Origin of the sequence: Paenibacillus sp. NPDC056579 (assembly GCF_042793215.1) — a bacterium.
GTDB lineage: Bacteria > Bacillota > Bacilli > Paenibacillales > NBRC-103111 > Paenibacillus_S.
The window spans coordinates 1-12,965 of sequence record NZ_JBHTVD010000026.1 but is presented as its reverse complement, the minus strand read 5'-3'; the positions used below and the strand labels follow the sequence as shown (position 1 = coordinate 12,965).

Here is a 12,965-nt window from a genome sequence, read left to right as displayed (position 1 = left end):
TATATATATTTTAAAAAATTTAAAAGTTGAATGGATTATCAAAGCCTTAGTTTTATGTTTCATGACAATAAAAATAGCCAATCTTCCAGAAAAGAATAATATAAGCTTAAAACAATCGTTAGTATTTATAATAACTTCTATATTATTGATTATTGCACCAGTTTCATTAGTAGCAATAACACCAAAATATCAAGAATGGGTAAGTAATGGAGTTAAGGCATATACGGTAACATACTTTAGTTATTTTGGAGTTATATTGTTGATAAGTTTTATCGTAGTTGCACTAACTGAGATAGTAAAGAATCAATATATTAGGAAAATGTTATTGTTTGGAATATGCTTATTACTTGTTTCAGGGAGCATACTAACAGATTTTTCAAACAACACCATTGCATTAAGTCAAAACATGTCACAAAAAAAGTGGGTACTGTTTGATAAGTTTATTAAATCTAATGATTTCCAATCGTTACCGGAGGATAGCTATATTTATAGTCCCAGTTTGTTTAAACAAATAGGGATTGTTTCTAACCATGATGAATATTGGAATGACTATGTTAGGAATAAGAGTGGTAAAAAAGTCAATATTACTAAGTCATTAGATTCTTCAATTATGAAGAACAAGAAGGTATATTTTCTGAAATACTCTCAAGAAATGAAGGATACAAATCAATTTCTCATTTTTTCAGAAATAAAGAAGGTTGATCAGATAAATAAAAATTATATATTATATTCTGATAGTCTCACATTATTTACTATGTCGAAATATCGCAAATTTTTTGTCTTTGGTAGTTCTTTAAAAGATAATAATCCAAAGGAATTATTTATCGATTCCAAACTTGTTAAGCAAAATATAGTAAATAATTTTAATGAATTCGTTAATAAGGATAGTTCTTATGATGATTTTCTTACTACAAATATTGCAATTAAAGATATTAACCTAGATAGTGTTGCGTTATCATATTACGCTGACATCAAAGCAGAGATGGAAGAGTTACAAATTGATTACGAAAATGACTTTTATCACTTAGAAACAAACAGTAGCAGTAATTGGAGATGGGGAGGGGACAAAGGGAAAATTGTAATTTCAAACAATTCCGGCACAAACAAAAAGGTAAACATATCCATGAATATTTCAAGTGGATTTCCGGATGATGCAATAATAATAATAAAATCCACTTCCTTTGAAGATGAAGTAATTATAAATTCTAACCCTAAATGGTATGAAAAAGATATAGAAATTGAGGGCAAGTCTTCGGTTACAGTTTCTTTTAATGCAAATGCTGTAAAACAAATCTATGCACCGACAGATCCTCGCGTTCTAAAGTTTAGAATTGATAATTTTAAAGTAAAAGAATTATAATGGCTAATTATGAGTGAGGGAAAAGTTATACAAGTGGAACAAAAGCTAAGGTTTATATTAGTTGGTGGATTAAATACTATAGTTGGATTCCTATCATATTTCTTATTTCTCTATATATTTGAATTAAATTATACTTTATCTTTAGTCATATCTCACGTAATAGGTGTAATTAATAGTTACTTTTGGAATAAAAATTATACCTTTAATGTTAAGAAGAGTTCTAAAGGTATGATTTTAAAGTTTATTTGTTTATATTTCTCTACTTTTTTGATTAATTATGTTATATTAACCCTGCTTGTTGAAATTGTTAGGATAAATCCTATAATATCACAGTTAGTCTCTATTACTATAACAACAATAATTAGTTTTATTGGTCAGAAGTATTGGAGTTTTAAAGAAAAAAGTAAAATGGAGAGTGGAAGGTAATGTTATTTGCCGGAAGTGTAGTAAGAACAATTGATAATAAAAAAGTAGTTATCACTAGTAAACTTGTTGATGGATATCATGTATTGGAGCTGTTTCCAGGAACTTTAACGGATATAGATTATCAAGTAGAAATATTTATAGAAGTTACTCAAGACACTTTTTTATGTGATGTAAGAAACCAAGAAATTTATAAGGAAAACGAACTCACTTATATTGAGGATTTGCCTAAAGAAATCTTTGAAAAATTAATGAGATTGGAGATTTTATCAAAAGTAGGACAATTTTATCATTTATTTCATGAAAAGAAACAAGAGTTTGTCCCAGAAAAGTCCTCTTTGTCATATGGGGGGCGTGTTTATAATGAATTGGAAATGAAAAGCCTGGTTGACTCCTCGTTAGATTTCTGGTTAACAGCTGGGAGATATAATAAAGAGTTTGAAAAGAAGTTTGCAGAATTTATTGGTGTAAGGTACGCTTTGTTGACAAATTCAGGATCTTCCGCTAATCTTTTGGCTTTTTCAGCACTAACATCTCCTAAGCTTGGCGAGAGAAGGATTTCGCCTGGAGACGAAGTTATAACGGTTGCAGCTGGATTTCCGACTACTGTGACACCAATTGTACAAAATGGAGCTGTGCCTGTGTTTCTCGATGTTGATTTAGGTACATACAACATATTGGCCGAAAGAATTGAGGATGCAATTACACCAAAGACCAAAGCTATTATGATTGCTCATACTATGGGGAACCCTTTTAATCTTGATAAGGTAATGGAAGTAGCTAAAAAATATAATCTTTGGGTGATCGAAGACAATTGCGATGCCTTAGGGTCAAGATATAATGATAAACTTACAGGAACCTTTGGACATATAGCAACTTCAAGCTTTTATCCGCCGCATCATATGACTATGGGTGAAGGTGGAGCAGTATACACAAATGATCCTCAATTGAAAATGATCATAGAATCCTTTAGAGACTGGGGCAGAGATTGTTGGTGTCCTTCTGGATGCGACGATACTTGTAAAAAAAGATTTGGATGGCAGTTAGGTACATTACCTCAGGGATATGATCATAAATACACATATTCCCATATTGGTTATAACTTAAGGGTTACAGATATGCAAGCGGCTATAGGAGTAGAACAGCTGAAAAAAGTACCGCACTTTACTGAAGCAAGAAAAAGAAATTTTAATAGATTATTATCTGGTCTAAAAGATCTGAACGAATATTTTATTCTTCCTCAAGCTACAAATAATGCTGACCCAAGCTGGTTTGGATTTATACTTACCTTGCAAGATGGTGTTCATTTCACAAAAAATCAAATTGTTAATTATTTAGAGGAAAGTAAAATACAAACCAGGATGTTGTTTTCAGGAAATCTAATTAGACAGCCCGCGTTTCAAGGAGTTAACTATCGGATCCATGGCGACTTAACAAATACTGATAAGATCTTATTGGATACTTTCTTGGTTGGAGTGTACCCAGGTCTTACTTATGAAATGATTGATTATGTTGTAGAGAAAATACAACATTTTGTGAAGAAATAATACAAAAAAGCTAAGAGTTATTACTGTGTACTCTTGGCTTTTTTTATAACAATTCTAGCAAATTCAGACAACAATTGACACTATATTTGATATAAAGATATAATTTAAAGTATATATATATTCGTTGGAGGTACATATGAAAATAGTAATTTTAGCCGGGGGTTTTGGGACAAGGATTAGCGAAGAATCTCATCTTAGGCCTAAGCCAATGATCGAAATAGGAGAAAGACCGATTTTATGGCATATTATGAAAATATATTCATCCTTTGGATATAATGATTTTATTATTTGTCTAGGCTATAAAGGCTACTATATAAAAGAATACTTTGCGCATTATTTTCTTCATGAGTCTGATGTCACTTTTGATTTTAGAAATGATAACGAAAGTGTAATCCATCATCATTCTGCCGAACCATGGAAAGTTACATTAGTAAATACGGGATTAAATACAATGACTGGAGGAAGAGTGAAGAGAATTAAACCTTATCTTAAAAATGAACCTTTTATGTTAACTTATGGTGATGGAGTGTCAAATGTTGATATTAATAAGCTAGTTGAGTTTCACAAATTAAGCGGAAGACTTGCAACTGTTACATCTATTCAGCCAAACGGAAGATTCGGTGCACTTGAAATTGGTAACAATAATGAGGTAAGGGGTTTTCAAGAAAAACCTAGGGGTGATGGCTCGTGGATAAATGCGGGATTTTTTGTGATGCAGCCTGAAGTCCTTGATTATATTAAGGATGATTCGACGATTCTTGAAAAAGAGCCACTAGAGACACTTGCTAGACAAGATCAATTGATTGCATATAAACATGATGGATTCTGGCAACCAATGGACACCTTACGGGATAAAAATTATTTGGAAGATCTATGGGCGGCAAAGAATGCACCATGGAAGATATGGGGATAGGTATGAAAGCTAGAGCCGAACTAATCAACGCTGACTTTTGGAGAGGGAAAAGGGTGTTTATTACCGGTCATACAGGCTTTAAAGGCTCTTGGTTATCCTTATGGTTACTGTCTATGGGAGCTAAGGTTTGGGGATATTCGTTAAAGCCTCCTACAAAACCAAGCCTCTTTGAAATAGCAAATATCACTTCTCATCTTGAAGAATCATATATTAGTGATATCCAAGATATTCAAAGCTTAAAAAATGCGATGAAAAAAGCTGCACCTGAAATAGTTATTCATATGGCGGCACAACCTTTAGTTAGAGATTCCTATAAAAACCCTGTTGATACTTATTCAATAAACGTAATGGGAACAGTGAATGTTTTAGAGGCGGTAAGAAATTCAATTTCGGTGAAAGCTGTTGTAAACGTAACAACAGATAAATGCTATGAAAATAAAGAATGGAATTGGGGGTATAGGGAGAATGAACCACTTGGAGGTTATGACCCATATTCAAGTAGCAAAGCATGTTCTGAGTTAATCACTAGTGCTTATAGAAACTCATTTTTTAGTCCCAACTATTATTCTGAACATGGTGTAGCAATTGCCACTGCCAGAGCAGGAAATGTTATTGGAGGTGGGGATTGGGCTAATGATAGATTGATTCCCGACTGTATAAGGTCACTTATTAATAATGAAGATATTATTATAAGAAACCCTTATTCTATAAGGCCATGGCAACATGTATTAGAACCAATTAGTGGGTATTTACTATTATGTGAAAATTTATATAATTATGGTGTTAAGTATGCGGAATCTTGGAATTTTGGTCCTTATGATAAGGATGCAAAAGATGTAAAATGGATAGTTGAGAAGTTGTGCGATAAATGGCCACAAAAAGTTAATTATAAAATTATAACAAGTGATGAACTTCATGAAGCAAAATATTTAAAGTTGGATTGTTCAAAAGCAATTATGGAACTGGGTTGGATTCCTAAATGGGATATTGATTATACTTTAGACAAAATAATTGAATGGAATTTGTCTTATATACAGAACCAATCAGAAGCTCTGACAGTTACTTTGAAACAAATTGAAGAGTATAATGCATTTTAATGTAGTTTGGAGGTAATTCATTTGAGAATGCGAGTAGCTGATTATATTACCAATGCTCTTTATGAGGCTGGCGGAAAGCATGTCTTTCTTGTAACAGGTGGAATGATAATGCATTTAACCGATGCACTTTATCAACATAAAGAACAGACGTATGTTTCCTGTCATCACGAACAAGCAGTAGCAATGGCTGCTGAGGCATATGGAAGATATAATAATGAGCTTGGAGTTGCATATGTTACTGCTGGTCCAGGTGCTTTAAATACTATTACTGGTGTTGCAGGTGCTTTTATCGATTCATCACCAATGGTAATTGTAGCTGGAAATTCTAAAGTTTCATTGGCTAAAATAAAGGGTCCGCGGCAATTTCCACTTCAGGGTTTCGATTCATTGCCTATGTTTTCTTATATTACCAAATATGCTGTTATGTTAGATGATATATCAAAAGTAAAATATGAAGTCGAAAAATGTATTCATATTGCAAAATCACATCGAGTAGGGCCTGTTTATCTAGAGGTTCCTGTTGATATTCAAGGTGCATATTTCGACCCAGATGAATATGAAGGATACATTCCAGAGCCTGCTGTTATAAAGCATATTAGTAATGAACAGCTTAATTTAGTAAAAGAAGCATTAGTTTCAAGTAAAAGACCGTGTATTCTAGTTGGTGCTGGGGTACGTCTTTCTGGAGCGATTTCCAAACTACATGAGTTCCTGGATTTAACTGGTATTCCAGTAATTACTTCAAGATTAGGTATGGATATTATTGATCACGATCATCCTCTGTTTGTTGGAAGGCCAGGTACTTATGGGGATAGAGCAGCGAATTTTACTGTTCAAAATTGTGATTTATTAATTACTGTAGGTTGTAGACTTGGAATAGGTTTAGTAGGATATGATTACGAACTATTTGCTCATAAAGCAAAGAAAATATATGTGGATGTTGATGAAAAAGAAATTGACAAGCCTTCGGTGAAAGCAGATATAGAAATACAAGAAGATGCTTTAGTTTTTTTTGAAAAGCTTATATCAGCTATCCCAAATAATAATTTTGATTTCCATTCGTGGGTTGAACAAACACAATTATGGAAAAATAAATATCCAGTGGATCTCCCGGAATACACTAATGAAGCACAAGGTATAAACTCGTATAGGTTTATTTCAAAATTTTCTGAAAAGGTAAGTAATAGTGGTGTATTTGTTGTTGATACTGGCTCATGTTTTCATGTACATGCTCAGGCTTTTAAAGTTAAAGCTGGTCAAAGACACATAATAACAGGTGGTTTATCTACGATGGGATATTCCCCTGGAGCAGTAGGAGTTTCAGTAGCCACTGATAAAAATGAAGTTTATTGTATCACAGGTGATGGTTCATTCCAAATGAATCTTCAAGAATTACAAACAATCCAACAGTATCAATTGCCAATAAAATTTGTGCTTCTTAGCAATAACGGATACTTACTAATGAGACATACTCAGAATAATTTTATGGAAGGTCGATTAATTGGTGAGGGGCCAGAAACCGGTGTGAGTTTTGCACCCTTTGATAAAGTAGCTGAGACATTCGGATTAGGCTATATGAGAATTTCGTCTTTGGATGAAATGGATAATAAATTAGATGAGCTGATTAACTATAAAGGATCAGTTATTTGTGAAGTAATGACCCCTCAAAACCAATTGTTAATCCCAAGGGTTTCTTCGAAGAAACTGGATGATGGCACCATGATTTCGATGCCATTTGATGATATGTTTCCATTTCTTCCAAGGGAAGAATACTTAGCAAATTGTTTATAATTTAAATAATTATTTGAATGTACCTCCCCCAAAAGATTGCAAGATTTTTTTGGGGGAAATTTATATTTAGATGCTGGTGGAGGGCTATATGGATAGTATCAGGAAGTTGAGAGTTGCAATACTTGGAAGTGGTAATATTGGAACTGATTTGTTAATAAAAATTTTGAGGTCGGATTATTTGACTTGTTCTTTATTCATTGGAAGGAATATTAAATCTCCAGGCATGATAAAAGCACAGGGACTAGGAGTTAAAGTATCAGATGAAAGTATTCAAGCAATAATAAAAGATCCTGATTGTTGTGATATTGTTGTAGATGCGACCTCAGCGATAGACCATAGAATACATGCACCAATACTAGAGCAACTGGGGAAGTTTGTTATTGATATGACTCCTGCAAAAATAGGTCAAATGTGCATACCAGCAGTAAATTTAAGTGAATGTCTAGACAAAAAAAATGTAAATATGATTACATGTGGTGGTCAGGCTTCTATTCCTATTGCCTATGCTATCGGTCAGTCACAAAATAATGTTGAATATATTGAAGTTGTATCTAGTATTTCCTCCAAAAGTGCTGGTCCGGCAACAAGGATAAATTTAGATGAGTATATTGAAACAACAGAAGAAGCAATATTACATTTCTCAAAATGTCGCAGAGCCAAGACTATTCTCAACTTGAATCCAGCACATCCTTGTATTGATATGCAAACTACAATATTTGCATTAGTTCAGGATCCTGATATGGAGAAGTTAACATATTATATACAAAAGATAATAAAAGAGATTCAAAAATATGTTCCTGGTTATCAGTTATTAGTTCCACCAACTATTGAAAATAATAGAATCGTCATTATGATAAAAGTTCAAGGCTTAGGAGATTATTTGCCTTCATATGCAGGGAATTTAGATATAATTAATTGTGCAGCTATTTCAATGGCCGAAGAATACGCAAAAAATTATATTCTATTATAGAAAGGTGTCGGAAATGAATCCAATATTAATTAGTGATCCTACTTTAAGAGATGGTTCGCACGCTATTCGTCATCAGTTAACTATTCAGCAAATTGATTTATATTCAAAAATGGTAGAAGATGCATCAGTTCCAATTCTAGAGGTTGGGCATGGGAATGGCTTAGGAGCATCATCTTTACAATTAGGGGAAAGTCTTGTCTCAGACATTGACATGTTAGCAACTTGTAGAACCAATTTAAGAAATACAAAACTTGGAATTCACGTAATTCCAGGATTCGCAACTATTAATAGAGATTTAAAGAGTGCTATAGATATAGGTGTTAATGTAGTCCGAGTTGCGTCACATTGTACGGAAGCCGATATCACTAAGAGGCATATTGAGTATTGTCGGAATAGGGAGCTTGATGTGTATGGGGTACTCATGATGTCTCATATGGCCCCTGCATCTGTTCTAGTAGAAGAAGCAATGAAAATGGAAAGTTACGGAGCTCAAGGGATAATAATTATGGATTCTGCGGGATCATATTTACCTGTGAACGTAAAAGAAAAAATTAAAGCACTCGTCAATTCTGTTGCGGTTCCTATTGGATTCCATGCACACAACAATCTTGGAATGGCAATAGCAAATTCTTTAGCAGCAATTGAAGAAGGAGCTACAATGTTAGACGCGACAATGAGAGGGTTTGGGGCAGGTGCTGGAAATGCACAGTTGGAAATACTTGTCGCTGTACTTCAACAATTAGGCTATAAAACTGGAATAGATTTATATAAGTTATTAGATGCTTCAGATGTAGCTGAAAAAGAGTTTCTAAAAGTACCATATGTTAATTCATCAAGTATCGTAAGTGGGATGGCGGGTGTATTCTCAGGCTTTTCAAAACCTGTAGAAAGAATTGCAAAGCAATACAATTTAGACCCAAAAGATATATATTTTGAATTGGGACGTAGAAAAGTAGTTGCTGGACAAGAGGATTTAATATTAGAAGTAGCAGTGAGTTTATCACAATTAAGATAATTAGGAGATAATATGAAAAAAATAGCGATATTAGGATCCACTGGACATATAGCCAAAAATCTAATTTATGGTCTTTCTGCTACCGAAAAGTATGAATTAGTCTTATTCGCTAGGAACATTTCAAGTTTAAGATTATTCATTGATGGGACCGAGCTATTAAAACAAAATACGAACATCGTATTAAAATCATTTAACGATTTTAAAGACCAAGAATATGATGTAATAATTAATTGCATTGGGGTTGGTGATCCAGCAAAATTAAAAAAGATTGGTGGAGCAATTTTTACTCTTACAGAAGAGTTTGATAATCTTGTTATGAGTTATCTGGAAAACAACACAAAAGCACTATATATCAACTTCAGTTCAGGAATAGCGTATGGTTCCAATTTTAACACCCCAGCTGATGAGAATAAAACAGCAATAATTAATATTAACAACATTGCTCCAACCGATTATTATTCAATATCAAAAATTAATACAGAGGCCAAGCATAGAGCATATTCAAACTACAACATTGTTGATCTTAGGGTTTTTGGATTTTTTAGTAAATTTATTGATTTGAAAACACCATATTTTTTAAGTGATATTGTTAATTGTATAAAAGAACAAAGAGTCTTTGTAACAGGTAGGAATGATATGGTGAGAGATTACATACACCCCGATGACCTATTACAACTAATTGAAAGATGTATAAATATGCATAATATTAATGATGTCTTTGATGTATACAGTTTAGAACCTATAACTAAGTTTCAGATTATTTCATATTTCGAGAAAAATCATAATTTGCAGGTATTAGTGGAGCAGGATAAAATATTAACTTCTGTAACTGGTTTGAAATCAAATTACTATTCATTAAACAAAAAATCAGATATTATTGGTTATCGCCCCAGATATAGATCAATTGATGCTATTGTATCTCAACTAGAAGATTTGTTTTAATTCAAAATATTTTTTATAAAAGGTGATAGAATGAAACTTATAAGCATTGTGACACCGTGCTATAATGAAGAGGCTAATGTTGAAGAGCTTTATTCTCAAGTGAAAAAAATTTTTCAAGAATTAGAAGAATACAATTATGAACATATTTTTATAGACAACTGTTCAAAAGATAATACTGAAAATATTTTAAGAAAAATATCTTCAATCGATAAGAATGTAAAAGTAATACTAAATGCTCGAAATTTTGGACATATTAGATCTCCATATCATGCAATGTTACAGGCTAGGGGAGATGCAGTTATTTCACTAGTTGCAGATTTACAAGACCCTCCAACTATGATAAAAGATTTTATACAGAAATGGGAAGAAGGGTATAAAGTTGTACTGGGTGTAAAAGCGCAAAGCTTTGAGTCACCAATGATGTTTGCTATAAGAAAAACATATTATAATTTCATTAATAGAGTCTCTGAAATTGAGTTAACTAAAAATAATACAGGTTTCGGATTATATGATGCAAGAGTAATTGAAATTCTAAAAGGAATTGATGATCCCTATCCTTACTTTAGGGGGTTGATCTCTGATATTGGGTTCGAAAGTTTTAAAATTGAATATATACAACCTGCTCGGAAAAGAGGCATTACGAAGAATAACTTCTATACTTTGTATGATATAGCAATGCTTGGCATAACAAACCATTCAAAAATCCCATTACGAATGGCAGCTATGTTAGGTTTTATTATGTCTGCTTTTAGTTTTTTTGTTGCTATTATATATTTTTTGGCAAAACTCTTGTTTTGGAACTATTTCTCTGTTGGCACTGCTCCTCTAATTATAGGATTATTCTTTTTTAGCTCGGTTCAGTTATTTTTCATTGGAATTATTGGAGAGTATATAGGATCAATTCATACTCAAGTACTAAAGAGGCCACATGTGATTGAAAAGGAAAGAATTAATTTTGAAGAAGCAAGAGAGAATCAAAATGCGCAAGTAAGAGGTAATAATAAATTCTATTATTCAGCCTAAGCGTTGTACTTTTCAATAGAAGTTTAATCAAGTATTCGACGAACAGTATTTTCTATACTAATTAGAGAGGTACTTTAATTATGATTCTTAGTGATTTGAAAAAACATAAATTCGATGTTATTTACAGTATAGGCGCTGCTTGCCAAACTACACATCAGTTGCAGGAGAATGGTTTAAGAGACACATCAGGTCCTTTCGATTGGTTCGTTTTGAATTCAGCATCGAAATTAACAAAAATTCTCGAAAATGAATTTCGAGATTTTATGTTACTAGAAAACCTTGAAATTGTTGGCGAGCACGATGATAAGTATCATATAAGAGATAAAATATATGATTGTGAATCAGTGCACGATTTCCCAATTAATGAAACAATATCCGATACGTATTCAATATTTACGCAAACTTTGAAACGGAGAATTAACCGGTTTATCGATAGAGTAACGACAGGTACCGACATTTTGTTGGTACGCTCACAAATCCATCAGGATGATATAAATTCCTTATTACCAGTTTTGTATAAACTCAACAAGAACATAACTGTTCTTGCCGTAAATTATTCAACTGAAGAAAAAGTTATAGATAAAGATTGGCCGTTTGAAAACGTTTGCGCTATAGATATGCCTCATCCGCCTGATCGTTGGCAAGGGTGTGACAAATCTTGGGGAGAAGTTCTTTCTTATGTTCAAAAAAAGTAGGTATTATTGCTTCAAAAGCTATTTGTAAGAAATTTCTTGAGTTGTGATTTTATTGATAAGATATTTTCAAACAAGCCTTAGTCCGAAATTAGGACTAAGGCTATCTTAATTTCCATGAATTCTGCGTGGAATAATCATAATTTAAAAGCTGTAAAACGAATATCAGTGGGTATTATTAAGGGTAGTAGATATAACTAAAATGTAACAAGCTTGCCTTAATCTGAATGTTTGTGTATTCATTAATAATTTGTTAACATTGTAAAAGTAAAAAAAAAGTAAGTATTAGGAGATATTATTGTGGCAAAGCTAACATATTTACTATCATTTGTATTACTTTTTGCAATGATATTTTTAATTGGAAATGTTTCGTTCGCTGTTCTTAATCCCTCAGATCCAATTTACAGCAGTGAAATAAAAGCAGGGAATGTCTGGTTTTTTTTCAATGATACAAACAGAAAAGTAAAGGTTCAATTAAAGAACACTGGAAACATAACATGGACTGATGAAAAACAGTTTCATTTATCTTACCATTTGCTGGATGGACAAGGCAATGTAGTGCTTTTTGATGGACTAAGAACACATTTGCCAAAAGATGTAGCTCCTGGAGAGAGTGTTAAAGTTACTGCTGAGATTCAATCTCCACAAACAGCAGGCTCATACCAAATTCAATGGGATATGGTGCAAGAAAATGTTACTTGGTTTTCAGAAAGATCCCCAAGTAGCAGTATTACTAACGAATTACATGTCACAAATTATTATCAGTTTATGGCAACAGTATTGCTTATAATAGCAGCATTAATGGTTGTTCTAATTATCTTTGCAAGAAAGAAAATCATAACAATACCTAAATATATAAAAGAACCTGCTAAAGTAATATGGAGCAAGGCAGATATAATATTATTTGTCGCAGCGATGTATTGGAAGATTAGTTATTTTTCGAACTTGACAAATATTGCTTTGACAGAGAATGCTAAAACTGTATCTTTTCTAGCTATATTATTTATAGGTATTATGTTTAACCTCATGAAGTTTGGAAATAAGAGAATGGTCTTACTAGCATGTATTAATTTATTACTAACAACACTTATGTTAAGCGACATGGTTTACTTAAATTATTTTGATTCTGTGCTGTCGGTTCCTGTTTTATTGTATATGAGTCAAACGGCTTCTGTTAAGGGAAGTATAAAAG

The 12,965-nt window shown here is 32.7% G+C and carries 12 protein-coding genes; all 12 read left to right on the top strand.

Annotation, left to right across the window (positions count from 1 at the left end):
- Window positions 1–1,360 (top strand): hypothetical protein (locus tag ACFQ88_RS39350; RefSeq protein ID WP_379463376.1); only part of this gene is annotated, 1,360 nt, incomplete at its 5' end.
- Between the two features lie 9 nt (window positions 1,361–1,369).
- The gene (locus ACFQ88_RS39345; protein ID WP_379463374.1) at window positions 1,370–1,786 is read left to right on the top strand and encodes a GtrA family protein; all 417 of its coding nucleotides are present in this window, start codon (window positions 1,370–1,372) and stop codon (window positions 1,784–1,786) included.
- Window positions 1,786–3,330, top strand: coding sequence for a lipopolysaccharide biosynthesis protein RfbH (gene rfbH, locus ACFQ88_RS39340; RefSeq protein WP_379463372.1), 1,545 nt, complete (start codon window positions 1,786–1,788; stop codon window positions 3,328–3,330). Before ACFQ88_RS39345 ends, rfbH begins: the two co-directional genes overlap by 1 nt.
- A 136-nt stretch (window positions 3,331–3,466) precedes the next feature.
- Window positions 3,467–4,243 carry a glucose-1-phosphate cytidylyltransferase gene (rfbF, locus tag ACFQ88_RS39335; RefSeq protein ID WP_379463370.1) on the top strand — a complete coding sequence of 259 codons (777 nt, stop codon included), beginning with the start codon at window positions 3,467–3,469 and terminating at the stop codon, window positions 4,241–4,243.
- Complete coding sequence (gene rfbG / locus ACFQ88_RS39330; protein WP_379463368.1) at window positions 4,204–5,340, top strand: CDP-glucose 4,6-dehydratase; 1,137 nt, start codon at window positions 4,204–4,206, stop codon at window positions 5,338–5,340. The genes rfbF and rfbG overlap by 40 nt, the downstream gene beginning before the upstream one ends.
- Before the next feature lie 27 nt (window positions 5,341–5,367).
- Complete coding sequence (locus ACFQ88_RS39325) at window positions 5,368–7,131, top strand: thiamine pyrophosphate-binding protein (protein ID WP_379463378.1); 1,764 nt, start codon at window positions 5,368–5,370, stop codon at window positions 7,129–7,131.
- Window positions 7,132–7,219: 88 nt separating this feature from the next.
- The gene (locus tag ACFQ88_RS39320) at window positions 7,220–8,101 is read left to right on the top strand and encodes an acetaldehyde dehydrogenase (acetylating) (protein ID WP_379463366.1); all 882 of its coding nucleotides are present in this window, start codon (window positions 7,220–7,222) and stop codon (window positions 8,099–8,101) included.
- Between the two features lie 13 nt (window positions 8,102–8,114).
- Window positions 8,115–9,116 (top strand): 4-hydroxy-2-oxovalerate aldolase, encoded by a 1,002-nt coding sequence (gene dmpG, locus ACFQ88_RS39315; RefSeq protein WP_379463364.1) that lies wholly within the window; start codon window positions 8,115–8,117, stop codon window positions 9,114–9,116.
- A 12-nt stretch (window positions 9,117–9,128) separates the two neighbouring features.
- Window positions 9,129–10,058 carry an NAD-dependent epimerase/dehydratase family protein gene (locus ACFQ88_RS39310; protein WP_379463362.1) on the top strand — a complete coding sequence of 310 codons (930 nt, stop codon included), beginning with the start codon at window positions 9,129–9,131 and terminating at the stop codon, window positions 10,056–10,058.
- Between the two features lie 30 nt (window positions 10,059–10,088).
- Window positions 10,089–11,081 (top strand): glycosyltransferase family 2 protein, encoded by a 993-nt coding sequence (locus ACFQ88_RS39305; protein WP_379463360.1) that lies wholly within the window; start codon window positions 10,089–10,091, stop codon window positions 11,079–11,081.
- 80 nt (window positions 11,082–11,161) lie between these two features.
- Window positions 11,162–11,776 (top strand): DUF1796 family putative cysteine peptidase, encoded by a 615-nt coding sequence (locus ACFQ88_RS39300; protein ID WP_379463358.1) that lies wholly within the window; start codon window positions 11,162–11,164, stop codon window positions 11,774–11,776.
- 297 nt (window positions 11,777–12,073) lie between these two features.
- A partial coding sequence (locus tag ACFQ88_RS39295; protein WP_379463356.1) for an NBR1-Ig-like domain-containing protein occupies window positions 12,074–12,965 on the top strand: 892 nt, incomplete at its 3' end.

Bases quoted from the DNA above. Each gene is read 5' to 3' on its own strand.
- ACFQ88_RS39345 (WP_379463374.1), top strand. From the start codon at position 1,370: ATGAGTGAGGGAAAAGTTATACAAGTGGAACAAAAGCTAAGGTTTATA.
- rfbH (WP_379463372.1), top strand. From the start codon at position 1,786: ATGTTATTTGCCGGAAGTGTAGTAAGAACAATTGATAATAAAAAAGTA.
- rfbF (WP_379463370.1), top strand. From the start codon at position 3,467: ATGAAAATAGTAATTTTAGCCGGGGGTTTTGGGACAAGGATTAGCGAA.
- rfbG (WP_379463368.1), top strand. From the start codon at position 4,204: ATGGGCGGCAAAGAATGCACCATGGAAGATATGGGGATAGGTATGAAA.
- ACFQ88_RS39325 (WP_379463378.1), top strand. From the start codon at position 5,368: ATGCGAGTAGCTGATTATATTACCAATGCTCTTTATGAGGCTGGCGGA.
- ACFQ88_RS39320 (WP_379463366.1), top strand. From the start codon at position 7,220: ATGGATAGTATCAGGAAGTTGAGAGTTGCAATACTTGGAAGTGGTAAT.
- dmpG (WP_379463364.1), top strand. From the start codon at position 8,115: ATGAATCCAATATTAATTAGTGATCCTACTTTAAGAGATGGTTCGCAC.
- ACFQ88_RS39310 (WP_379463362.1), top strand. From the start codon at position 9,129: ATGAAAAAAATAGCGATATTAGGATCCACTGGACATATAGCCAAAAAT.
- ACFQ88_RS39305 (WP_379463360.1), top strand. From the start codon at position 10,089: ATGAAACTTATAAGCATTGTGACACCGTGCTATAATGAAGAGGCTAAT.
- ACFQ88_RS39300 (WP_379463358.1), top strand. From the start codon at position 11,162: ATGATTCTTAGTGATTTGAAAAAACATAAATTCGATGTTATTTACAGT.